Here is a 23,446-nt window from a genome sequence, read left to right on the forward strand (position 1 = left end):
CCTTCGATGAAACTGGCGATGAAGTTGCGGACCCGGTTGTTCCTGAGCATTTCGGCGCTGATCACCGTGGCCTTGCTTGGGCTGCTGCTCGGGCTGGTCAGCGTGATGCAGATGGCCGGCACTCAGGAAACATTGATCCGCAACAACTTTGTCACCCTCGACCTGGGGCTGAAACTGCGCCAGACCCTCGGCGATCAACTGATCATGATGCTTGCCGAGAAGCCTGACCCGGTGGCGTTCGAAGCGTCCAAACAACATTATTTCCAATTGCTTGACGAAGGCATTGCTCAAGAAGAGGAGGGCGATGGCCGTCATTACGGGTTCTCGCAGGCCAAATCCGATTATCTGAAGTTTCTCCAGGTGTTTGATCAGTCCCGTGACCCGGGTTCGGCCCTGAGTGGCAATGGTGATCTTCGTGAACGCTTCAACATCTTGCGCAATGGCTTGATCGCCGAGCACAAGCAGGCGCTCGACAATATCAATTCGGTACAGCACGCGGCGCGTGACCGGGCGTTGCTGATTGCGAGCCTGCTCGGGTTGGTCGGACTGGCGGTGTTGATCATCGGATTCGTTACCGCCCACGGGATTTCCCGACGCTTTGGTGCGCCCATCGAGGCGCTGGCCAAAGCGGCCGATAACATCGGCCAAGGCAATTTTGAAGTGGTCCTGCCGACGTCCTCGGCCATGGAAGTGAATTTGCTGTCGCGCCGCTTCGGGCTGATGGCCGAAGCGCTGCGCGAGCATCAGGCCACCAACGTCGATGAGCTGCTTGCCGGCCAGCAGCGTTTGCAAGCGGTGCTCGACAGCATCGACGACGGTTTGTTGATGATCGACCGCCAAGGCCATCTCGAGCACCTCAACCCGGTCGCCCAGCGCCAATTGGGCTGGGACGACGACCGTCTCGGCCAAGGCTTGGGCAGCGCACTCGAGCGGCCGGAACTGGATGAGCAGCTGCAACTGGTGCTGCGCGGCGGCACCCTGGAGCGGGCGCCGGAAGACTTGAGTATCGAGGTCGACGGCGAGTCGCGCCTGCTGACTTACAGCCTGACCCCGGTCAGCCACACTCAGGGTCACATTCTTGGCGCGGTAATGGTGTTGCACGATGTCACCGAGCAACGGGCCTTCGAACGTGTGCGCAGCGAGTTTGTCCTGCGCGCCTCCCATGAACTGCGTACGCCGGTCACCGGCATGCATATGGCGTTCGGGCTGTTCCGCGAGCGGGCGAAGTTTGCGCCGGAGTCCCGCGAGGCTGACTTGCTCGACACCGTCAACGAAGAGATGCAGCGCCTGATGCAGTTGATCAATGACTTGCTCAACTTCTCGCGTTACCAGAACGGCTTACAGAAACTGACGCTCGCGCCGTGCTCCATCGAAGATCTGCTGACGCAGGCGCAGTTACGCTTTGCCGATTTGGCGGCGGAAAAAGGCATCGATCTGACTGTGGAAGTACAAGGGCCATTGCCACGCTTGCAGGCCGACCAGGCACAGCTTGACCGGGTGCTCGACAACCTTATCGATAACGCCTTGCGCCATACCGCCCGTGACGGCCAGATCCGTTTGCAGGCACGTCGCCATGGCGAGCGGGTGATCATCAGCGTCGAAGATAATGGCGAAGGCATTGCTTACGGCCAGCAAGGGCGGATCTTCGAACCGTTCGTTCAGGTCGGGCGCAAGAAGGGCGGGGCCGGGCTCGGCTTGGCGCTGTGCAAGGAGATTGTTCAGTTGCATGGTGGAAGGATGGGCGTTTATTCGCGGCCGGGGCAGGGCACGCAGTTTTATATGGCGTTGGCGGTTTAGGCTTCGTCATCCATCCGGCGTCCCGCAAGCCGCCGTCCACGGGTGATCAGTTCGATGAACTGCACCGCGCTCAGGGCATGGGCGAACAGCCAGCCCTGACCGAACTTCACGCCTTCGCTGCTGAGCAATTCGGCTTGTGATTCCAGCTCGATCCCTTCGGCAATCACCTTCAGATCCAAGGCCTGCGCCATGTGAATGATGTGCGGAGCGACGCCGCTGCTGGCGGCGTCATGGCCGAGCGCGTCGATGAACGCCTTGTCGATTTTCAGGCAATCCACCGGCAGGGTTTGCAGGTAGGCGAGGCTGCAATAGCCGGTGCCGAAATCGTCGATCAGCACTTGATGGCCCACGTCGCGCAGCGCTTGCAGGTTTTCCCGGGCGACCACGACATCAATCAAGCCGCGTTCAGTCACTTCGAAGGCAATCTGCCTGGCTGCCACTCTGTGCAGGCTCAGCAGCCGCGCCATGACCGGGCCGATGCGCGGCACCATCACGTCGCATGCGGCGAGGTTGACCGAGATATACAGTTGCGGATTGGCGCGCAACACCGGCCCCAATTGCTCCAGTAAGCGCTGAAGGACAAAGTCGGTCATCTGACGAATCTGCCCGGTGTTTTCCGCCAGCGGGATAAACAGGTCCGGGCTGGTCAAGGTGCCGTCCGGACGGCGCCAACGCAGCAAGGCCTCAGCGCCGACGCAGTTGCGGCTGTCGAGGTCGAAGATCGGTTGATAGAGCACTTGCAGTTCGCCACGGCGGATCGCTCCGTGCAGTTCGGCATCCAGTGACTGACGCTGGCGCACCAGCAAAAACATGCAGAACCCCACGACAGCGCCAAGCACCAGGCAGGCCGGGACCATCCACCACCAGATGGCGGGGATGTGCATGCCGGTGCGTGGTGTGATCAGCACCAACTGATATTCCGGGTTGTCGGTGGGCATGCGGTAGATCAAGCGACTCTGGGTCACTTGCAACGCGCCGCTGCTTTTTGGCGGCCAGGGTTCCGTTGGTGGCCATGTTTGCGCAGTGCCGAGCACCGGAATTGCGCGGGAGCCGTGGTCCAGCACCACCAGCAGGCTGCTGCCGAGCGACAGGTCGACCATGTCGGTCAAATGCCCGCGTGATGTGGCCACACGAAAATTGCCGCGCCCCAGCATCAATGCCGCGCGGTTTTCGTCGGGCTCGGTGGTGGTGTTCAGCCAGTAGCTGTAGGTCGGGCCGATGATGTCCGGCGCGCGGAAAACCGACAGGCCTTCCTCGCGCGGACGGTTGGAGCAGATGCGCGAGGCGTCCATATAAGCCGCTTCATAGACGAAGCGATAGTTGAAGGTGACTTGCCGCAGCGTGGCGATCATTTCGTCGTCGCAACTGCGCAACGGCTGGGCTTCGAGGTCGTCGAGGCTTTCGCGTAATTGACCGAATAATTGCTCGAGACGGGCGAGAAAGCGTTCGCCCTGAGCGTTCATCACCTCGCTTTCACTTTGTTCGACTTGACGCATCGCCACGAACATTGCGCCGGCGAACAACAGGCTTGCACTGAGGACAGCCGCGATCATCGCCAAAAAACCTGGGCGATAAAACCAGCTACGCAGCGTCGCTCGGGTAGCAACCATCATGGAATATCCGAAGAATTACCAATGAGTTATAGCTGCTGATTGCAAGTTCGCCCTGACCGTCGGGCGGGCGTCATTATTTTGTCTGATTGAGCACCAGCAGCAGCGCCGCGGTTTGCGCGTCCGGGGTGCCGTCGAACCGCGAAGGGCGGAAGTGCATCTGGAATGCAGCGAGGACGTGGCGCGTCGCGACATCCAGCTCGCCAGTCTGCGGCGTTTCATAACCCAGATGGGCCAATTGCGACTGGAACCAGCTGATGCTCGGCAGTTCGCCGCTGGTGAACAGCGCTTGCTGCCGCGCTACGGCCTGTTCGTTCGGCCACACACCCAGACCTTCGGCGGCGAGACGCTTCCACGGAAACAGTGGCCCTGGATCGAGCTTGCGCAGCGGCGCGATGTCGCTATGACCAATGATGTGCTGCGGGCTGATGCCGTTGCGCTTGCTGATGTCTTTGAGCAGGACGATCAGCGCTTGAATTTGCGCTTCGCTGTAGGGATACCACAGGCGCCCGGTCGGGGTGTCTTTGAAGCCCGGGTTGACGATTTCGATACCGATCGAGCTGGAGTTGAGCCAGGTGCGGCCCTGCCATTGGCTCTCACCGGCGTGCCAGGCGCGCTGGTTTTCGTCCATCAGCTTGTAGACGGTGGCGCGCTGGTCGTCACCGATCAGGTAGTGGCTGCTGACTTCACCATGGGTCAGCAACTGCAGCGAACGCTCGAGCGACGCCGAGGTGTAATGCACGACCACGAACTGGATGCGGCTGTCGTAGTTGGCAGAAGGATGGCTGGTGTCATAACGCGGACCGCTGGCACAACCGGCCAGAACGAGTAACGACGCGAGGAGGGCAAAAAATTTCATGGTAGAGGGCAATTACGCAAGACAGTAATGCAACAGTGTAACGTACTGCCTTGCGTCGAGACGGTCAGCGGGCGGATTTAAACAAAATGGAACAATTTCTCAGCCCAGCTCAACTCGATTGCGCCCGGCATTTTTCGCCCGGTACAGCGCCTGATCGGCTCTTTTAAGCACCAGATCGCTGTGTTCCCCAGGCTTGAACGATGCCAGGCCCATGGAAATCGTGATCGTCACCCGTTCACCCTTGAAGTGGAAAGGGCACGCTTCGATCGCTGCGCGCAGAGTTTCCAGCAGTTTTGCACCGACCGCTGGCGGGGTGGCCGGCATCAGCAGAACGAACTCCTCGCCACCGAAACGCGCGATGAAATCAGAACCGCGCAGGCGTTTGCGCAACACCGTGGCAATGATCTTCAGGACTTTGTCACCGGCCAGGTGGCCGTAGTTGTCGTTGATTCGCTTGAAATGATCAAGGTCGAGCATTGCCAGGCTCAGCGTGTTGCCGTGCTGCTGCCATTGCTTGATCTCATGCTCGAGACGTTCGCTCCAGGCCGCGCGGTTGGGCAGGCTGGTGAGCGGATCGATAAGGGCCTTCTGGCGTTGCTCTTCAAGGTGTTCGCGGAAGCCCTGGGCTTCTTGCTCCATGTGCGCCACGCGCTCGGACAAGCCTTTGAGGCGCGCCGCGACTTCCTGCTCCCGGGCATCGCGCTGCTTCTGGTGTTGATCCATCGTGCCGAGCAAGCCTTCGAGATGGTTCTCCAGCACCTGCTTGAGGTCATCCAGATCGGCAGCCTCCTGGACACTGGTCTGCAAGCCGTCGACTTGCTCCCGGATCTGCGTGTCCATCGCCCGCGCCGCAGAACTGTTGTCGGCATGGCCTTCGCTGGCGGCTTGCAAGTTGCTCTGGAACGCTTCGAGGCGTTCGTTGAGTTGCTGCAGATACGCTTCAAATTCGTGCTGGCCGCTGTCGGTAATCGCCAGCATCAACGTCGCCAGATCGTCGAGGATCGGGATCAGTTCGTACCAGTTCAAACCGTGCTTGAGCCGCTCGCGCATGGCTTCGGCTTGTGGCCGGTGACGCTCGGGCAGGGTCAGGTCGTCGAGCAGGCCGATCAACGTGTCCTCGATGTGCTTGGCCACTGAGCTGTAGGACGGCTCCGGAGAATCCGGCAGAGCGAAGAGGATGTCGTGCTCGGACTGCTCCGGATCGATCGCCGCCAGTGCTTGAGCGATGGGCGGGGGCAGCGGCAGGGTGTCGAGGAACAGCGGCTCTTGATCGCCGGGGTGGATCAATTCGTCGGGGTTGAAGGCGACAGGTGAAAAAACTGGCGTGGGAGCAGGTGCTGGAGCGGCTTCGGGCTCGGATTCGATTGCATCTGCTTCAGGCGTAGCTTTGATTACTTCGCTGGTCACCGTTGGCGGCACGAAGGTCGTTATGTGCGGTTCCCGATGAGGCGCAAGCGCAGATGTTTCGGATATCGCGGTTGGCGCGGCTTCCTGGGTAACGGCAGCGACCACTGCTGGTTCAGTGACTGCGACAGGCTCTGGGGCGAATTCGTGTGCTGGTGCAGCCGCCGGTTGTGCCGTCGGCGCAACTTGAGCTTGCGCCGTCGGTTCTGGCGCCTCCTCGCTATCACGGCTGCCGAACAGCCTTTGCAGCAACCCCGGCCGGCCTGGTTCGGCGGGTGTCTCCACCTGACTCAACGCCTTGCCCTGCAGGCCGCTGAGTTCACCCAGCAGCAGCGGCAGTTCCCGGGCCTGACCGACACGGCCATCCAGTTGTTTGGCAAATTTCTTCAGGGGCTGGGCGACTTCCCGTGGCAGCGGCAACGCTTGCAACTGAGTCACCAGCGCGTTCAGTGCAGTGCTGACCTGATCGATCCGGGTTTCGCGCCGCTGCTCGGAATCGAGCACGGCTTTTTCCAGGCGCGGCAGCAGCGCGGCGAGGCCGGCGTCCATATCGTCAGTACGCACCACGTCGCGCATTTCTTTCATGCATTGATCAACGACGCGGTCGGTGCCCTCAGCGGCCAGCGTGCTGCGCACCAGGCCTCGACGCAGCAGGTCGAGCCTTGCGGCCCAACGGCGTTCGAGTTTGTCCTGTTGTTCGATGCTTTTGAGGTATTTCTCTTTCCAGCGCTGGGCTTCGTCGCTCATTCAGGGGTTCCGCGAGGGGCAGGACTCAACGCGGGCAATGCATCGGCCGTGAGCGAACCCGGCAGACGAATCTCTACCGCGACCGGCAGGTGATCGGAAATAGGTTGTGCCAGCACTTCGACCTTTTCCAGGGTCAGGGTCGGGCTGAGCAAAATATGATCAAGGCAACGCTGAGGACGCCAGCTGGGGAATGTCGCTTCCACCTGCGGGGCCAGCAGGCCGAGATCGCGTAACGGCGACTGTTGTAGCAGATCGCTGGCATGGGTGTTCATGTCGCCCATCAATATCTGATGTTTGTAGCCACCGATCAAATCACGAATGTAGGCCAGTTGCAGGCTGCGCGTTCGCGCGCCAAGGGCCAGATGCATCATCACCACCACCAGCGCTTCCGGGCCTTCGCCGAAGCGCAGCAGGATCGCGCCGCGACCTTTCGGGCCGGGCAGCGGATGATCTTCGATCGCCCACGGCTTGAGACGACTGAGCACGCCATTGCTGTGCTGGGCCAGTCGACCGAGGTTGCGATTGAGTTGTTGATACCAATAGGGGAAGGCGCCGAGATGGGCCAGGTGTTCGACTTGATTGACGTAGCCTGAGCGCAGGCTGCCGCCGTCGGCCTCCTGCAACGCGACCAGGTCGAAGTCGCCGAGCAGGTCGCCGATCTTCTGCAGATTGCCTGAGCGCCCGGTGTGCGGCAGCAGGTGCTGCCAGCTGCGGGTCAGGTAATGCCGATAACGCTCGGTGCTGATACCGACCTGAATATTGAAACTGAGCAAGCGCAGACGATGATCCGCTGGCAGGCCCGTGGACGCCAGGTGATGTTCGTTGACCTGCGGATCATGCAGGCCAACGATGCGTTCGGTCTTCCAGCGGCGCATGGCGGTTGCCGCGCTTAGTTGGCAGCAGCCTTGTTGGTGGCTCGCTCTTTGGCAACCAGTTGGTCGGCCAGTTTCAGCGCTTGCTCGGCACCACCGGCGGAGCCGATGTCGAAGCGGTATTTGCCGTTGACGATCATGGTTGGCACGCCAGTGATTTCATACTTCTTGGCCAGTTCGCGAGCCTTGACGATCTGACCCTTGATGGCGAAAGAGTCGAAAGTGGCGAGGAACTTGTCCTTGTCCACGCCTTGAGTGGCGAGGAAGTCAGCCATGTCGTTCTTGTCGGTCAGCTTCTTGTGTTGTTTCTGGATCGCTTCAAACACGGCGCTGTGAACCTTGTGTTCGACACCCATTGCTTCCAGCGTCAGGAACATCTGGCCGTGAGCGTCCCATGGGCCGCCGAACATGGCTGGGATACGCACGAAGTTGACGTCGGATGGCAGTTTTTCAACCCACGGATTGATCACTGGCTCAAAGGAGTAGCAGTGCGGGCAGCCGTACCAGAACAGCTCCACCACTTCGATCTTGCCAGGCACGGCAACCGGCACCGGATTGCTTAGCTCTACATAAGGGGCGGCAGGGGCTTCAGCGGCCTGGGCAGTCACGCCGAACAGGCTGGCAGCGACGAGGGCGGCGCTGATGATCAGATTACGCATGCTTTACTCCTGGACAAATTGGGTCGCCTCGCGCGACCTGTTTTCAGACAGGCCTTGGCGGGCATGAGTTCTGTAGTGTAACGGCAGCGGCCACAAAAAAGGGCGGCCAAAGCCACCCTTTTTATACTTGCTGCGACGGATTAATCGAGCGTTAACGTTGCGCGAGATGTCCGTTGCAGTCAGGGCTCTTAATGCAGGCCCTGAATGTAGCTGGAGACCGCGGCGATGTCTTCATCACTCAGGCGTTTGGCAATGGTCTGCATGGTCATCGTGTCACCATCGTTGGTACGGCCGCCTTCTTCCTTGCGGAAATCGGTCAGCTGTTTGGCGATGTATGAGGCGTGTTGGCCACCCAGGTGCGGGAAGCCGGCAGCGGCGTTGCCGGTGCCATTGGGCGAGTGGCAACCGGTGCAGGCTGGCAGGCCCTTGCTCAGGTTGCCACCACGAAACAGGGCTTCACCACGATCGACGAGCTTGGGATCGGCGGCGCCGACGCTGCCTTTCTGGCTGGCGAAGTAGGCAGCCATGTCGGCCATATCCTGATCGCTGAGGTTGGTCAGCAGACCAGTCATTTCCAGAACTACGCGCTTGCCCGACTTGATGTCGTGCAGTTGCTTGGTCAGGTAGCGTTCACCTTGACCGGCCAGCTTTGGAAAGTTTGGCGCCATGCTGTTCCCGTCCGGGCCATGGCAGGCTCCGCATACTGCGGCTTTCGCCTGACCTGCTGCGGCATCACCGGCAGCATGGGCGAAGCCTGAGATTCCCACGGTCAACAGCAGACTCACGATCAATTTGTTCATCAGCTAATCCAACTACGGCTAAGGGTTAAGAGTTATGGACCGGGCTTACTCGCTCATCCAAAGGATGATGGCTTGGTAATCCTCGGCACTGCAGTCCATGCACAAACCACGCGGCGGCATCGCCTTGAAACCCTGGGTCACGTGTTGCACCAGCGTCTCCATACCTTTCGCCAACCTCGGCGTCCAAGCTGCCTGATCGCCTCTTTTGGGCGCCATGGGTAGTTGGCCGGAATGACAGGCACTACAAACACGGTTGTACACGGCTTCCGGATCCTGTGTAGCCTGTGCGCTGTAAAGCGGCATCAAGACTCCGGCAGCCAGCAGCCATTTAAACGACCTTTTCAGGGTTGAGAGCGTTTTGCGTTCTAATGCGCAATCAAGGTCTGTCGCTCCCGTGAACTTCATCCTTCGCTGGGACAAAGCACACACAAAATCTGCGGCATTATATACTGGCGTCACTGAAACGGAAGCGACACCGCGTTCCGCGCCCATTCCCGGCGCCGCCCACATCGGAAATCCCATGCAGCTCAAAAATCCCATCCTCGGCCTGTGCCAACAGTCCACGTTCATGCTCAGTGCCGCCAAAGTCGATCAGTGCCCCGACGACGAAGGCTTTGAAGTGGCGTTCGCCGGTCGTTCCAACGCCGGTAAATCCAGCGCGCTGAACACCCTGACCCACGCCAGCCTGGCGCGTACCTCGAAAACTCCGGGTCGCACACAGCTGTTGAACTTCTTCAAGCTAGACGAAGATCGTCGTCTGGTCGACCTGCCGGGCTACGGTTATGCAAAAGTACCGATCCCGCTGAAGATGCACTGGCAGCGTCACCTTGAGGCTTACCTGGGTGGCCGCGAGAGTTTGAAGGGTCTGATTCTGATGATGGACATCCGTCATCCAATGACCGACTTCGACCTGCTGATGCTCGACTGGGCCGTTGCGGCCGGCATGCCGATGCACATTCTGCTGACCAAAGCCGACAAGCTGACCTACGGCGCTGCGAAGAACACGCTGCTCAAGGTGCAGGCGGAGATCCGTAAGGGTTGGGGTGATCTGGTGACTATCCAGCTGTTCTCGGCGCCAAAACGCATGGGCCTGGAAGAGGCCTACACAGTGTTGGCGGACTGGATGGAATTGGCCGACAAGGGCGCTGAAGCGGCGTCCGAGTAAAAGAATTTCAAAATTGTCTGTGGTGTCTTGCGTAGCACCACAGCCGATTTTTGGGCAAAAAAAGCCCCGGATTTCATTGGGGAGGGAGAAATTCCGGGGTTTAAGGTCCGAACCGCTAGGGCGGGGTTCAGATATCTGCCAACACTTAACACAACATAGGAGCATTGAAGGGCTTCACCAGCCATTCAGTAACTCTGAGTAGCCCGTAGCAAGATTAGTTCAGATTTTTTTCAAAAAGCTTTGGAATAAGCCCAAGACCAATTCGGACTAAGCACCTTTCAACAGGTTTGCCGCGGCGCGATGCCGCAGCAGAACCGGCTCCAAATGGTTTAGTGCGCCTCATCCCAGTTATTGCCCACACCCACTTCGACCAGCAGCGGCACATCCAGCTTCGCTGCTTCGCTCATGTGCTGACGAATTTCGGTGCTGACCTGCTCAACCAGATCCTCGCGAACCTCCAGCACCAGTTCATCGTGCACCTGCAGGATGACTCGCGCGTCCAGCCCCGATGTCGTCAGCCAGTTATCCACCGCCACCATGGCTTTCTTGATGATGTCCGCTGCCGTGCCCTGCATCGGCGCGTTGATCGCCGTGCGTTCAGCGGCTGCGCGTTCCTGCGGCTTGTTGGAGTTGATTTCCGGCAAGTACAGGCGACGGCCGAAGAACGTTTCGACATAGCCCTGATCCGCAGCCTGCGCGCGGGTGCGATCCATGTACTCGCGAACGCCCGGATAACGCGCGAAATAGGTGTCGATGTAGGCTTTGGCCGTTTTAGTGTCGACGCCAATGTCCTTGCCGAGTTTCTGTGCGCCCATGCCATAGATCAGGCCGAAGTTGATCGCCTTGGCGCCACGGCGCTGGTCGGAGGACACTTCGTTGAGTTCGACCTTGAACACTTCAGCAGCGGTGGCGGTGTGCACGTCCAGATTGTTGCGGAAGGCGTTCATCAAGCCTTCGTCCTTGGACAGGTGGGCCATAATCCGCAGTTCGATCTGCGAATAGTCCGCCGCCAGCAGTTTGTAGCCTTTTGGCGCGACGAAGGCCTGACGGATGCGTCGGCCTTCAGCGGTACGCACCGGGATGTTCTGCAGGTTCGGATCGCTGGAGGACAGGCGCCCGGTCGATGCCACGGCCTGATGGTACGAGGTGTGGACGCGCCCGGTGCGCGGGTTGATCTGCTCCGGCAGGCGATCGGTGTAGGTGCTTTTCAGCTTGCTCATGGAGCGATGCGCCATCAGCACTTTCGGCAAGCGGTGATCGTCCTCGGCGAGTTTCGCCAGCACTTCTTCAGCGGTCGAAGGTTGGCCCTTGGCGGTTTTTTTCAGAACCGGCAGGCCGAGTTTCTCGTAGAGAATCACGCCAAGCTGCTTCGGCGAGCCAAGGTTGAATTCTTCCCCGGCGATCTCGAAGGCTTCGCGCTCCAGCGCGACCATCTTGTTGCCCAGTTCGATGCTCTGGATACCGAGCAGCTCGGCATCGACGAATGCGCCCTGGCGCTCAATGCGCGCCAGCACCGGTACCAATGGAATCTCGATGTCGGTCAGCACGCTGGCCAGGCTTGGAATGGCGCTGAGTTTTTCGAACAGGGTCTGGTGCAGACGCAACGTGATGTCGGCGTCTTCGGCGGCATACGGTCCGGCCTGCTCCAGCGCGATCTGATCGAAGGTCAGTTGCTTGGCGCCCTTGCCGGCGATGTCCTGGAAACTCACCGTGGTGTGGTCCAGGTACTTCTGCGCGAGGCTGTCCATGTCGTGGCGGGTGGCGGTGGAGTTGAGCACGTAGGACTCAAGCATCGTGTCGAAGGCGACGCCGCGCACGGTGATGCCTTCGTTCTGATCGCCGCCGATGGCGCAGTTGGCCAGAATGTTCATGTCGAACTTGGCGTGCTGGCCGACCTTGAGTTTGTTCGGGTCTTCCAGAATCGGCTTGAGCGCACGCAATACGGTGTCGCGATCCAGTTGGTCTGGCACGCCGATGTAGGAGTGGGTCAGCGGGATATACGCCGCTTCGTTGGCCTGCACCGCGAACGACAGACCGACAAGCTGCGCCTGCTGCGCATCGATACCGGTGGTTTCAGTGTCGAAGGCGAACAGCTTGGCGTTCTTGAGTTTCTCCAGCCAGACGTCAAAGCGCGCCTGATCAAGGATGGTTTCATAAGCCGCTTCAGCCGGAGCGGCCGGGGCCTCGGCCTCTGGCGCGCTGAACAGATCGCCCGCTGGCTCAGGCGCCGCAGCGCTGCTCAGCTCCAGGCGTTTGGCGTCGCGATCGAGATCGTTGATCCAGCTCTTGAATTCCAGCAGCGTGTACAGCTCGTAGAGTTTGGCCGGATCTTCGGCGCGCATCTGCAAATCGTCGAGTTCGACGTCCAGCGGCACGTCGATCTTGATGGTCGCCAGTTGATAGGAGAGGAAAGCCATCTCCTTGTGTTCTTCGAGCTTGGCCGGCAGGGTCTTGGCGCCGCGAATCGGCAGGGTCGGCACGATATCGAGCTGCGCATACAGTTCGGTCAGGCCACCGTTGACGCCGACCAGCAGGCCGGACGCGGTTTTTGGGCCGATGCCGGGAACGCCCGGAATGTTGTCGGACGAATCACCCATCAGCGCCAGATAATCGATGATCTGCTCCGGAGCGACGCCGAATTTCTCCTTCACGCCCTCCACGTCCATCGAGCTACCGGACATGGTATTGACCAAGGTAATGTGGCCATCGACCAGTTGCGCCATGTCCTTGTCGCCGGTGGAGATGATCACCGGGCGATCCGCCGCCGCGCTGCTGCGGGCCAGCGTGCCGATCACGTCGTCGGCCTCGACGCCTTCCACGCACAGCAGCGGGAAGCCGAGGGCGATCACGCTCTGGTGCAGGGGCTCGATCTGTACACGCATGTCGTCGGGCATGCTCGGGCGGTTGGCCTTGTATTCGGCGTACATCTCATCGCGAAATGTGCCGCCCTTGGCGTCGAAAACCACGGCGAACGGACTGTCCGGGTACTGCTTGCGCAGACTTTTGAGCATGTTCAGCACGCCCTTGACCGCACCGGTCGGCAGACCTTTGGAGGTGGTCAAAGGAGGCAGGGCGTGGAAAGCGCGGTACAGGTAAGACGAACCGTCCACCAGGACGAGGGGGGCTTGGCTCATGAGCAGAATCAACCTTTTCGGCGGGCCCGGCGCTAGAATAGCGGGACCGTTGACGACAAAGGGACAAGGTTATCATGCGTACGTTAAATCGCTTGCTGCTGGTCGGGTTGATTGCTGCTTCACCATTGGCCGCGATGGCGGCGGATGATGCGCCGACGGGGGACCCCGAAGTAACCATTCGCACGGAAGGCGACAAGACCATTCAGGAGTATCGACAAAACGGTTTCCTGTATGCGATCAAAGTCACGCCGAAGGGCGCACCGCCGTACTTTCTTGTGCGCGCAGACGGGACGGATGCGAACTTCATTCGCTCGGATCAGCCGGATATGCTGATTCCGTCGTGGAAGATTTTCGAATGGAAGTAGTCTCTTAATTTTAATCGGCGCCGCGTTGATGGCGGCGCCCGAACTGAGCAGTTTTTAACCATGTCTGTGTTCACCCCCCTGGCTCGGCCCGAGCTGGAAACCTTTCTCGCCCCTTACGGGCTTGGCCGTCTGCTTGATTTCCAGGGGATTGCCGCCGGCAGCGAAAACACCAATTTCTTTATCAGCCTGGAGCAGGGCGAATTCGTCCTGACCCTGGTCGAACGCGGCCCGGTGCAGGAGATGCCGTTCTTCATCGACCTGCTCGATGTGCTGCACGAAGCTGATCTGCCGGTGCCGTACGCACTGCGCACCACCGACGGCGTGGCACTGCGTGAACTCAAAGGCAAGCCGGCACTGCTGCAACCGCGTCTGGCTGGCAAGCACATCAAAGTCGCCAACGCCCAACATTGCGCGCAGGTCGGCGAGTTGCAGGCGCATCTGCACCTGGCGACCCAGGGTGAGCACATGATCAAGCGCAAGACTGATCGTGGCCTCGACTGGATGCTGGAGGAGGGCACCGCGTTGCTCTCGCACCTGAGCGATGCACCGCGCGCACTGCTGCAAAAGGCGCTGGATGAGATCACTGCGCGCAAAGACAAGATTCTCGCGCTGCCTCGGGCGAATATTCACGCCGACCTGTTTCGCGACAACGCGATGTTCGAAGGCACGCACCTGACCGGGCTGATCGACTTCTACAACGCCTGCTCGGGGCCGATGCTCTATGACGTGGCGATTGCGCTGAACGATTGGTGTTCGGACGATGATGGTCTGATCGATGGCCCGCGTGCCCGTGCTTTCCTCGGCGCCTACGCGGCGCTACGGCCGTTTACGGCGGCAGAGGCTGAGTTGTGGCCGACCATGCTGCGGGTGGCATGTGTGCGGTTCTGGCTGTCGCGGTTGATCGCGGCCGAACAGTTTGCCGGGCAGGATGTGCTGATTCACGATCCGCAGGAGTTTGAGCAGCGGTTGGTGCAGCGGCAGGTTGTGAGTATCCATCTGCCTTTCGCCCTTTAAGATCAAAAGATCGCAGCCTTCGGCAGCTCCTACAGTGGGCACTGTGTAGGAGCTGTCGAAGGCTGCGATCTTTTTTATGGGGTTACAACGATTCCAGGCACCCGGCCAAATCGTTGCCCAACTTCTCCAGCACCTGCTCATACCCCTGAGCCGTCGCCGGGGTGTAACCGCCCAGCGCATCCAGCTCGGCCAGTTTCACCGGCAAACCAGCGACCAGCGTTTCCGCCAGACGCGGGCGCAATGGCGGCTCGCTGAACACGCAGGTCTTGCCCACTTCCTGCAAGCGCTTGCGCATCGCAGCGACGTGCTGGGCACCCGGTTGCACCTCGGCCGCCACGCTGAACACGCCGGTATGCTTCAAGCCATAAGCGTCTTCGAAGTAGTCGAACGCTTCGTGAAAGACGAAGTACGGTTTGCCTTCAACACTGGCCAGACGCTTCTTCAAACGCAGATCCAACGCATCCAGACGCTCGTCGAAAGCCTTGGCGTTACTTTGATAGCGCTCGGCATTCGCCGGATCAGCTGCGCTCAAATCAGCGGCCATTTTGTCGGCAATCACCCGCGCGTTCACCGGCGATAACCACAAATGCGCATCGATCGTGCCCGGACGGTGATCGTGGTCATGATCGTCGGCTTCTTCGGCGTGGGAGTGACTGTCTTCAGCGAAATGGCGCAGTTTCATTCCTGGCAGATCCTGCACTGCGACGCTCGGCAGCGTACGACCGTTCAGCACGCGCGGCAGGAAACCTTCCATGCTCGGGCCGATCCAGTAGAGCAGATCCACCGATTGCACCTTCCGTACGTCGGATGGGCGCAGCGCATAGTTGTGCGGCGAGGCACCCGGCGGCAGCAGTACTTCGGGAATCGCCACGCCGTCCTGCACAGCTGCGGCAATCAGCTGCAACGGCTTGATGCTGGTGAGAACTTTTACTTCGGCCTGAGCTGATCCGATCAGAAGAAAACCGGTGACGAATGCGACAAAAACAGAAAAAAGTCGGGACACGATGACCACTCAAGTAGGCGAGAACGGGTAACATAATAACGTCTCTATCAAAACTCGTCGCCGCCCATGCCTATTACACCGATCGCCAGCCGTCCCCACGACCACTCTCATTGCGTGCACAGCGCTTTGTCCGAGGCCGATACTTTGTGTGCACAGAAAGGCTTGCGCCTGACTGCGTTGCGCCGCCGAGTGCTGGAGCTGGTGTGGCAAAGCCATAAACCGCTGGGTGCCTACGACATTCTCGCGGTGCTGAGCGAGCAGGACGGCCGCCGCGCCGCGCCGCCGACCGTGTACCGGGCGCTGGATTTCCTTTTGGAAAACGGCCTGGTGCATCGCATCTCCTCGCTCAACGCCTTTGTCGGCTGTGTGCATCCGGAGCACGCGCACCAGGGCCAGTTCCTGATCTGCCGCGAATGCCACGCGGCCATCGAGCTTGAGCAAAAAGTGATCAGCGACGCGATCATCAACAGCGCCAAGGATGTCGGTTTTATCGTCGAAGCGCAGACCGTCGAAGTGGTCGGCCTGTGCTCCGGTTGCCAGGGGGCTTGATGAGCAATGCGCTGATCCGTCTGGAGAAAGTCGCCGTCACGTTTGGCGGGCAGACCGTGCTGGACAACATCGAGCTGAGCGTCGAGCCAGGGCAGATCGTCACCCTGATCGGCCCCAATGGCGCCGGCAAGACCACGCTGGTGCGCGCCGTGCTCGGATTGTTGAAACCGAACAGCGGCAGCGTCTGGCGCAAGCCGAAACTGCGTGTCGGCTACATGCCGCAAAAGCTCCATGTCGACCCGACCTTGCCACTCTCGGTGCTGCGTTTTCTGCGTTTGGTGCCGGGTGTTGATCGCCCGCGTGCACTGGCGGCTCTGAAAGAAGTCGGCGCCGAGCACGTCATCGACAGCCCGGTGCAGAGCGTATCCGGTGGTGAAATGCAGCGCGTACTGCTCGCCCGAGCCCTGCTGCGCGAACCGGAACTGCTGGTACTCGATGAGCCGGTACAAGGCGTAGATGTCGCTGGCCAGGCCGAGCTGTACAGCCTGATCACCCGACTGCGCGATCGCCACGGCTGCGGCGTGCTGATGGTTTCCCACGATCTGCATCTGGTGATGAGCACCACCGACCAGGTGGTCTGCCTCAACCGTCACGTCTGCTGCTCCGGGCATCCCGAGCAAGTCAGCGGCGATCCGGCGTTTGTCGAACTGTTCGGCAAGAACGCGCCGAGCCTGGCGATTTATCACCACCATCACGACCACGCCCACGACCTGCACGGTTCAGTGGTCAAGGGCCCGGTTTCGGGCCAACCCCACGTTCATGGAGACAACTGCAAGCATGGCTGATTTTCTGTTGTATGCCCTGCTTGCAGGTCTGGCGCTGGCGGTGGTCGCAGGGCCGCTCGGCTCGTTTGTGGTGTGGCGGCGCATGGCGTATTTCGGCGATACCTTGTCCCATGCCGCATTGCTCGGCGTGGCGCTGGGTTTTCTGCTGGATGTCAGCCCGACGGTTGCGGTCACGGTCGGCTGCCTGCTGCTGGCGGTGTTGCTGGTCACGTTGCAACAGCGTCAGCCGCTGGCGTCCGACACGCTTTTGGGAATTCTCGCACCGAGCACGCTCTCTCTCGGGCTTGTCGTACTAAGCTTCATGCATGAAGTGCGGATCGACCTGATGGCCTATCTGTTCGGTGACCTGCTGGCGATCAGCCCGACTGATCTTGCGTGGATCCTCGGCGGCAGCGCGGCGGTGCTGGTGTTACTGGTGACGCTGTGGCGGCCGCTGCTGGCGATCACCGTGCACGAGGAACTGGCCAGGGTTGAAGGCCTGCCGGTCGCGGGTTTGCGCATGGCGCTGATGTTGTTGATCGCGGTGGTGATCGCGGTGGCGATGAAAATCGTCGGTGTGTTGCTGATCACTTCGCTGTTGATCATTCCGGCGGCTGCGGCACAGCGTCACGCTCGGTCACCGGAGCAGATGGCGCTGGGTGCGAGCCTGCTGGGCATGCTCGCCGTGTGTGGCGGGCTGGCGTTGTCATGGTTCAAGGACACCCCGGCGGGGCCGTCAATCGTAGTGACGGCGGCCGCACTGTTTCTGCTGAGTTTTGTTCTGCCCCGTCGTGGGGTGTAGACTTGGCCGCTTTTTGCGCAATTAGAGAGTCGCAGGAATGAAGCCGTTCGCCTCCCGTTATCTGCTCCTTGTCGCATTTTCAGTGCTGCTGGGCGCCTGCCAAAGCACGCCGCCGGTGGCTGAAGTCCCCGATGCGCGGGCTACGGCCATCGCGCAGCTGGAACAAAGCCTGGCCAGCAGCGAACTGGCCACTGCCGAAACCCAGTTGGCCACTTTGCAGACTGAAACCCCTAACGATCAATCCCTTGAGCAATATCAGCGGCAATTGGCCGAGGCGTATCTGCGTCGCAGCCAGATCGTCTTGCAAAAGGGTGATGTAAACGCTGCGGCAACCGCTTTGAGCCGTGCACGTGTACTGATGCCCAAGGCCCCGGCGCTGACCGGTGGCGTCAACGGCGCCATTACCGAAGCGCGCAAGGCCGAGCTTGAAAAAGCCGAAGCGGCGTTGCTCGCGGCGGAAGCCAAGCCGAAAGCCAAGGTGATTGATCCGACAGCCGAAAGCACCACGGTTGCGCTGAATATCACCGATAGCCACAAACTTCGCCGCCAACTGGATGCGATCGCCGCCGATGTGGTGAATTACGAGTGTGCGGTGACTATTCAGGCGCCACGCACCAATGACTATCCCTGGTTGGCGAATTTGCTGACCAAGCGTGTGAAGAAATTGAATCCGGATTTTGATCTGAAGATCGAGAAACAGATTCTGCGCACGGTGCCGGCGCAGATGGTTCTGAGTCCGCGTAAACCGTAAAAAGATCGCAGCCTCCGGCAGCTCCTACAGGGCGAATGTGAACCCATGTAGGAGCTGCCGAACGCTGCGATCTTTTGCTTTTACGCCGGAACGGCTTTCGCCTTAGGCTCCCGCGCCCAAACCCGATGTTGCCCGATCGCGGCAAAGAACGGCTTGGTCAACGCCCCGACATCCTTACCCTCCAGCAACCCGGCATCCGCCTCCAGCTTCAACACGTCCAGCAACTGCTTGGCTTCGCCGTGCAAGGCAATCGCCTTCAGGTGCTTATACGCCTCCAGCACGTAATGCAGCGCCACGCCGTCACCACTCAACGCTTTGACCGACGCCGCGCCACCCGGCACGAACACCGCATCGAAAATCACGGAAGGCATGCCTTCCATCGATGCATCTACCGGCAGGCTTTTGCCATCGGCGGTTTTTACCGGCGCCGAGGTCGGGCCGAGCAATTTGGCGTGCGCACCTTCAGCGGCCAGTGCTTTCTTCATCGCATCAATCGCCGCACCATCGACGCCGTTGGCAGCAAGAATCGCCACTTTTCGCGTCTTGATGTTTTCTGGCAACAAATTGGCCTGGCTCAGCGCCGGTGAATGATCGAAAGACGTTTTGCGTGCTTCGACCGTGCCTTTGGCGGGTGCCGGCAGACCGAGGTTCGCCGCCACGCGCTTGGCCAGTTCCAGATCGATGTTCGCCAGAATTTCGTTCACTTCCCGCGCACGGATGAACTCGCGCTCAACCTTGCCCAGCTCGAAGCTGTAAGCGGCAATGATGTGTTCCTTCTCATGCTCGCTCATGCTGTTGAAGAACAAGGTTGCCTGCGAGAAGTGATCGCTGAACGACTCGCTGCGCTGACGGATCTTGGCGGCGTCGATGCGTTCCGGATAACTCTCGAAACCGCCGTCCTGCGCGGCCGGTGGGGTTTCTTTCGGCCAGCCGCCGTCAATCGAGTTCGGCTCGTAAGAGGCGCGCCCCTTGTCAATCGTTGTGCGGTGCTGAGCATCGCGCTGACCGTTGTGGAACGGCGCCACCGGACGGTTGATCGGCAGCTCATGAAAGTTCGGCCCACCGAGTCGGCTGATTTGCGTATCGGTGTAAGAAAATAGCCGACCTTGCAGCAGCGGATCGTTGGAGAAGTCGATACCCGGAACAATGTGGCCAGGGCAGAACGCAACCTGCTCGGTCTCGGCAAAGAAGTTGTCCGGATTGCGGTTGAGGGTCATTTTGCCCAGCGGCGTGATCGGCACGATTTCTTCTGGGATCAGCTTGGTCGGGTCGAGGATGTCGAAGTCGAAGTCATGCTCGTTCTCCTCCTCGATGATCTGTACGCCCAACTCCCATTCCGGGTAGTCGCCCATCTCGATGGCTTCCCAGAGATCGCGACGGTGATAGTCGGTGTCTTTACCGGCGAGCTTTTGCGCTTCGTCCCACACCAGCGAGCAAGTCCCCGCAGTCGGGCGCCAGTGGAATTTGACGAAGCGCGATTTGCCCTCGGCGTTGATCAGGCGGAAGGTGTGCACGCCAAAACCCTGCATGCTGCGCAGGCTTTTCGGGATCGCCCGGTCGGACATCGCCCAGATGACCATGTGCGCCGACTCCGGCACCAGCGACACGAAGTCCCAGAAGGTGTCGTGAGCCGAGCCGCCGGTAGGAATTTCGTTGTGCGGTTCAGGTTTTACCGCGTGGACGAAGTCAGGGAACTTGATCGCGTCCTGAATGAAAAACACCGGCATGTTGTTGCCGACCAGGTCGAAGTTGCCCTCGTCGGTGAAGAACTTCACGGCAAAACCGCGCACGTCACGCACGGTGTCGCCGGAACCGCGCGGCCCTTGCACTGTGGAAAAGCGCACGAATACCGGTGTTTTCTTCCCCGGATCCTGTAGGAATCCGGCTTTGGTCAGCGCAGCATGATTTTCATAGGCTTGAAAGAAACCATGAGCCCCGGTGCCGCGCGCATGGACGATGCGCTCCGGAATACGTTCATGGTCAAAATGCGTGATTTTTTCACGCATGATGAAATCTTCCAGCAGTGACGGCCCGCGCTCACCGACCTTGAGGGTGTTCTGGTTGTCGGCGATCTTCACGCCTTGGTTGGTGCGCAGTGCCTGGCCGGTTGCGTCGGAGCGAAAAGTCTCCAGACTGTCCAGCTTGGTATTAGTGTTGGCGCGATCCGGGGTATCGGTTCCAGCCATTTCACTTTTTGCAGGGGCAGGTTTCTTGGTACTCATCAGACGTAAACTCCTCGTTTGACCCCCGGGACGTGCCGAGGACTCTTGAGTGGTTCCCGGGCACGGCACCCAGGGTTTCAAGTCGCTTACGTAGTGACCGATGACAAGGAACGGGCGTTCCTTTTTTATGACCTTTGATCTTCTTATTGCCAATTCGAAGGTTAATTGCGAAATAAATGCTAAGAACCTCTATACGGACAGGCTAAAATGCGCGCCCGGCTAACCGCTGATCCTTTTCTAACGCGCCCCACAAGGTTCGCTACGTGATCGAGTTTCAAAACGTCCACAAGACTTACCGCGTCGCCGGTAAGGACATCCCCGCCCTGCACCCGACCAGTCTCTCGATTGAGAACGGTCAGGTCTTCGGTCTGATCGGCCATTCCGGTGCGGGAAAAAGTACCCTGCTGCGTCTGATCAATCGCCTGGAAGAATCCAGTGGCGGCAAGATTTTCGTCGACGGCGAAGAAGTCACCGCGCTGGACGCCAACGGCCTGCGCCGTTTCCGCCAGCAAGTCGGGATGATCTTCCAGCACTTCAACCTGCTCGCGTCCAAGACTGTCGCCGACAACGTTGCGTTGCCGCTGACCTTGGCGGGCGAGTTGTCGAGCAGCGAAATAGACCAGCGTGTGGCTGAATTGCTGGCGCGGGTTGGCCTGTCCGACCACGCGAAGAAATACCCGGCGCAGCTGTCCGGCGGTCAGAAGCAGCGTGTCGGCATCGCCCGCGCTCTGGCGACCAAGCCCAAGATTCTGCTGTGCGACGAAGCCACCAGCGCTCTCGACCCGCAGACCACGGCATCGGTCTTGCAACTGTTGGCCGAGATCAATCGCGAGCTGAAACTGACCATCGTGCTGATCACCCACGAGATGGACGTCATCCGCCGCGTATGCGATCAGGTTGGTGTGATGGACGCTGGCGTGATCGTCGAGCAAGGTTCGGTGGCCGATGTATTCCTGCATCCGCAGCACCCGACCACCAAGCGTTTTGTGCAGGAAAGCGAGCAGATCGACGAAAGCGAGCAGCGCGATGACTTCGCTCACGTGCCGGGCCGTATCGTGCGTCTGACCTTCCAGGGCGAAGCGACCTACGCGCCGTTGCTCGGTACTGTCGCCCGCGAGACCGGTGTCGACTACAGCATCCTCGCCGGTCGTATCGATCGCATCAAAGACGTTCCGTACGGGCAATTGACCCTCGCCGTCACCGGTGGCGACATGGAAGCGGCGTTCGCCCGCTTCACCGCCGCTGACGTTCACATGGAGGTCCTGCGTTAATGGAAGCCTTTATGAGCTTTTTCGCCAATATCGACTGGTACGAAATCTGGCTGGCCACCGGCGACACGATGCTGATGCTCGGCGGTTCGCTGCTGTTCACCGTGCTGCTCGGCCTGCCGCTGGGTGTGCTGCTGTTCTTGTGCAGCCCGCGTCAGTTGCTGGAAAACCGCGGTGTCTACGCATTCATGTCGCTGGCGGTGAACATCCTGCGCTCGCTGCCGTTCATCATTCTGCTGATCGTGATGATCCCGTTCACCGTGCTGATCACCGGCACCTCGCTGGGCGTGGCCGGAGCGATTCCGCCGCTGGTGGTGGGTGCAACGCCGTTCTTCGCGCGTCTGGTGGAAACTGCGCTGCGTGAAGTCGATCGCGGCATCATCGAAGCGACCCAGTCGATGGGCGCGACAACCCGGCAGATCATCGTCAACGCGTTGCTGCCAGAGGCCCGTCCGGGCATCTTCGCAGCGATTACCGTGACAGCGATTACACTGGTTTCCTACACGGCGATGGCCGGTGTGGTGGGTGCCGGTGGCCTAGGCGACCTGGCGATCCGTTTCGGCTACCAGCGTTTCCAGACCGACGTGATGATCGTCACCGTGGTGTTGCTGCTGATCCTGGTGCAAGTGCTGCAAATGGTAGGCGACCGACTGGTCGTGCATTTCTCGCGCAAATAACCGGTTTTTGTAATCAAGAGATGAGCCGGCCATTCGCTGGCAGGCGCCAGACGGGCGCCTCATAAGGAGTTAGCTGAATGAAAAAACTGATCGCTGCTTTCGCTGCCGTTGCGGCATTCTCGGCCCACGCCGAAACCCTGACCGTTGCCGCCAGCCCGGTGCCCCACGCGGAAATCCTCGAATTCGTGAAGCCTGCACTGGCCAAAGAAGGCGTGGATCTGAAGGTCAAGGTCTTCACCGATTACATTCAGCCGAACGTACAGGTTGCCGAAAAGCGTCTGGACGCCAACTTCTTCCAGCACCAGCCGTACCTCGATGAGTTCAACAAGGCCAAGGGCACCAGCCTGGTCGCCGTGACCGGCGTACACCTGGAACCACTGGGCGCGTACTCGAGCAAGATCAAGAAGATCGAAGAATTGCCAGGCGGCGCCAACGTGGTGATCCCGAACGACGCCACCAACGGCGGCCGTGCGCTGTTGCTGCTGGCCAAGGCTGGCGTGATCACCTTGAAGGACCCGACCAACATCCTGTCGACCATCAAAGACATCGCGCAAAACCCGAAAGACCTGAAATTCCGCGAACTGGAAGCCGCGACCATCCCGCGCGTGCTGACTCAGGTTGATCTGGCGCTGATCAACACCAACTACGCGCTGGAAGCCAAGCTTGATCCGTCCAAGGATGCGCTGGTGATCGAAGGCAACGATTCGCCATACGTGAACATCCTCGTGTCCCGTGCGGACAACAAGGACAGCGACGCGATGAAGAAACTGGCCGCAGCCCTGCACAGCCCGGAAGTGAAGCAATTCATTACCGAGAAGTACAAGGGTGCGGTGTTGCCGGCGTTCTGATTCAGATTGCTGCAATGAAAAAGGGGCGCATTCGATGCGCCCCTTTTTTTGTCTGAAATTCAGTCCCCTGTAGGAGTGAGCCTGCTCGCGATTGCGCACTGACATTCAACATCAATGTTGGCAGGGCTGGCCCCAT

Annotated in this window: 21 protein-coding genes; 11 read left to right on the plus strand and 10 right to left on the minus strand. The window is 59.9% G+C overall.

What is annotated here, in order from left to right; genetic code table 11:
- Nucleotides 1–6 precede the first annotated feature (6 nt).
- On the plus strand, nucleotides 7–1,797 hold the full coding sequence (locus tag ICA16_RS13180; protein WP_150605071.1) for a KinB sensor domain-containing domain: 1,791 nt from the start codon (nucleotides 7–9) through the stop codon (nucleotides 1,795–1,797).
- On the opposite strand, the gene ICA16_RS13185 is transcribed toward ICA16_RS13180, so the two are convergent.
- The 7 genes from ICA16_RS13185 to ICA16_RS13215 form a co-directional block, all read right to left on the minus strand.
- Complete coding sequence (locus ICA16_RS13185; RefSeq protein ID WP_414704742.1) at nucleotides 1,794–3,407, minus strand: EAL domain-containing protein; 1,614 nt, start codon at nucleotides 3,405–3,407, stop codon at nucleotides 1,794–1,796. The genes ICA16_RS13180 and ICA16_RS13185 overlap by 4 nt on opposite strands.
- A gap of 76 nt (nucleotides 3,408–3,483) precedes the next feature.
- Nucleotides 3,484–4,266: an N-acetylmuramoyl-L-alanine amidase gene (locus ICA16_RS13190; protein ID WP_210700763.1), complete on the minus strand. Its 783-nt coding sequence runs from the start codon at nucleotides 4,264–4,266 to the stop codon at nucleotides 3,484–3,486.
- Nucleotides 4,267–4,365: 99 nt separating this feature from the next.
- Nucleotides 4,366–6,417 (minus strand): GGDEF domain-containing protein, encoded by a 2,052-nt coding sequence (locus tag ICA16_RS13195; protein WP_210700764.1) that lies wholly within the window; start codon nucleotides 6,415–6,417, stop codon nucleotides 4,366–4,368.
- Nucleotides 6,414–7,292, minus strand: a complete 879-nt coding sequence (locus ICA16_RS13200; protein ID WP_150593283.1) for an endonuclease/exonuclease/phosphatase family protein — start codon at nucleotides 7,290–7,292, stop codon at nucleotides 6,414–6,416. Before ICA16_RS13200 ends, ICA16_RS13195 begins: the two co-directional genes overlap by 4 nt.
- Before the next feature lie 14 nt (nucleotides 7,293–7,306).
- Nucleotides 7,307–7,948, minus strand: a complete 642-nt coding sequence (dsbA, locus tag ICA16_RS13205) for a thiol:disulfide interchange protein DsbA (protein ID WP_150605075.1) — start codon at nucleotides 7,946–7,948, stop codon at nucleotides 7,307–7,309.
- Between the two features lie 188 nt (nucleotides 7,949–8,136).
- Nucleotides 8,137–8,748: a c-type cytochrome gene (locus ICA16_RS13210; RefSeq protein ID WP_150605076.1), complete on the minus strand. Its 612-nt coding sequence runs from the start codon at nucleotides 8,746–8,748 to the stop codon at nucleotides 8,137–8,139.
- Nucleotides 8,749–8,793: 45 nt separating this feature from the next.
- Nucleotides 8,794–9,051: a c-type cytochrome gene (locus tag ICA16_RS13215; protein ID WP_210553562.1), complete on the minus strand. Its 258-nt coding sequence runs from the start codon at nucleotides 9,049–9,051 to the stop codon at nucleotides 8,794–8,796.
- 217 nt (nucleotides 9,052–9,268) lie between these two features.
- Between ICA16_RS13215 and yihA the strand changes: the two genes are divergently transcribed.
- On the plus strand, nucleotides 9,269–9,913 hold the full coding sequence (gene yihA / locus ICA16_RS13220; RefSeq protein WP_150617002.1) for a ribosome biogenesis GTP-binding protein YihA/YsxC: 645 nt from the start codon (nucleotides 9,269–9,271) through the stop codon (nucleotides 9,911–9,913).
- Nucleotides 9,914–10,242: 329 nt separating this feature from the next.
- Here the strand turns inward: yihA and polA are convergent, their stop codons facing one another.
- On the minus strand, nucleotides 10,243–13,047 hold the full coding sequence (polA, locus tag ICA16_RS13225) for a DNA polymerase I (protein ID WP_210700765.1): 2,805 nt from the start codon (nucleotides 13,045–13,047) through the stop codon (nucleotides 10,243–10,245).
- A 74-nt stretch (nucleotides 13,048–13,121) separates the two neighbouring features.
- Between polA and ICA16_RS13230 the strand changes: the two genes are divergently transcribed.
- Together ICA16_RS13230 and ICA16_RS13235 are read left to right on the plus strand one after the other, a co-directional pair.
- Complete coding sequence (locus ICA16_RS13230) at nucleotides 13,122–13,412, plus strand: DUF2782 domain-containing protein (RefSeq protein ID WP_042556955.1); 291 nt, start codon at nucleotides 13,122–13,124, stop codon at nucleotides 13,410–13,412.
- Between the two features lie 60 nt (nucleotides 13,413–13,472).
- Nucleotides 13,473–14,426, plus strand: a complete 954-nt coding sequence (locus tag ICA16_RS13235) for a homoserine kinase (protein WP_210700766.1) — start codon at nucleotides 13,473–13,475, stop codon at nucleotides 14,424–14,426.
- Between the two features lie 82 nt (nucleotides 14,427–14,508).
- Here the strand turns inward: ICA16_RS13235 and ICA16_RS13240 are convergent, their stop codons facing one another.
- Nucleotides 14,509–15,429 (minus strand): zinc ABC transporter substrate-binding protein, encoded by a 921-nt coding sequence (locus ICA16_RS13240; protein WP_210553236.1) that lies wholly within the window; start codon nucleotides 15,427–15,429, stop codon nucleotides 14,509–14,511.
- 66 nt (nucleotides 15,430–15,495) lie between these two features.
- On the opposite strand from ICA16_RS13240, the gene ICA16_RS13245 reads away from it, so the two are divergent.
- Genes ICA16_RS13245 through ICA16_RS13260 form a run of 4 tightly spaced genes read left to right on the plus strand, consistent with a single transcriptional unit; the run spans nucleotide 15,496 to nucleotide 18,295 of the window.
- Nucleotides 15,496–15,978: a Fur family transcriptional regulator gene (locus ICA16_RS13245; protein WP_053125415.1), complete on the plus strand. Its 483-nt coding sequence runs from the start codon at nucleotides 15,496–15,498 to the stop codon at nucleotides 15,976–15,978.
- Entirely contained in the window at nucleotides 15,978–16,763 is a 786-nt protein-coding gene (gene znuC / locus ICA16_RS13250; protein WP_210700767.1) for a zinc ABC transporter ATP-binding protein ZnuC, read from the plus strand. The genes ICA16_RS13245 and znuC overlap by 1 nt, the downstream gene beginning before the upstream one ends.
- Complete coding sequence (gene znuB, locus ICA16_RS13255) at nucleotides 16,756–17,544, plus strand: zinc ABC transporter permease subunit ZnuB (protein ID WP_042556960.1); 789 nt, start codon at nucleotides 16,756–16,758, stop codon at nucleotides 17,542–17,544. The genes znuC and znuB overlap by 8 nt, the downstream gene beginning before the upstream one ends.
- Nucleotides 17,545–17,581: 37 nt before the next feature.
- A complete protein-coding gene (locus tag ICA16_RS13260; RefSeq protein ID WP_210553234.1) occupies nucleotides 17,582–18,295 on the plus strand; it encodes a PA5502 family lipoprotein in 714 nt (237 codons plus the stop codon).
- Between the two features lie 80 nt (nucleotides 18,296–18,375).
- Here ICA16_RS13260 and katE read toward each other — a convergent pair whose 3' ends face one another.
- Nucleotides 18,376–20,517, minus strand: coding sequence for a catalase HPII (gene katE, locus ICA16_RS13265; protein WP_210700768.1), 2,142 nt, complete (start codon nucleotides 20,515–20,517; stop codon nucleotides 18,376–18,378).
- Nucleotides 20,518–20,780: 263 nt separating this feature from the next.
- Between katE and ICA16_RS13270 the strand changes: the two genes are divergently transcribed.
- The 3 genes from ICA16_RS13270 to ICA16_RS13280 all read left to right on the plus strand — a co-directional run bounded on the left by ICA16_RS13270 (nucleotide 20,781) and on the right by ICA16_RS13280 (nucleotide 23,310).
- Nucleotides 20,781–21,788, plus strand: coding sequence for a methionine ABC transporter ATP-binding protein (locus tag ICA16_RS13270; protein WP_210553232.1), 1,008 nt, complete (start codon nucleotides 20,781–20,783; stop codon nucleotides 21,786–21,788).
- On the plus strand, nucleotides 21,788–22,462 hold the full coding sequence (locus tag ICA16_RS13275; RefSeq protein ID WP_042556964.1) for a methionine ABC transporter permease: 675 nt from the start codon (nucleotides 21,788–21,790) through the stop codon (nucleotides 22,460–22,462). Before ICA16_RS13270 ends, ICA16_RS13275 begins: the two co-directional genes overlap by 1 nt.
- Nucleotides 22,463–22,539: 77 nt before the next feature.
- The gene (locus ICA16_RS13280) at nucleotides 22,540–23,310 is read left to right on the plus strand and encodes a MetQ/NlpA family ABC transporter substrate-binding protein (protein ID WP_042556965.1); all 771 of its coding nucleotides are present in this window, start codon (nucleotides 22,540–22,542) and stop codon (nucleotides 23,308–23,310) included.
- Nucleotides 23,311–23,446 lie beyond the last annotated feature (136 nt).

The organism is Pseudomonas anatoliensis, assembly GCF_017976235.1.
Taxonomy (GTDB): domain Bacteria; phylum Pseudomonadota; class Gammaproteobacteria; order Pseudomonadales; family Pseudomonadaceae; genus Aquipseudomonas; species Aquipseudomonas anatoliensis.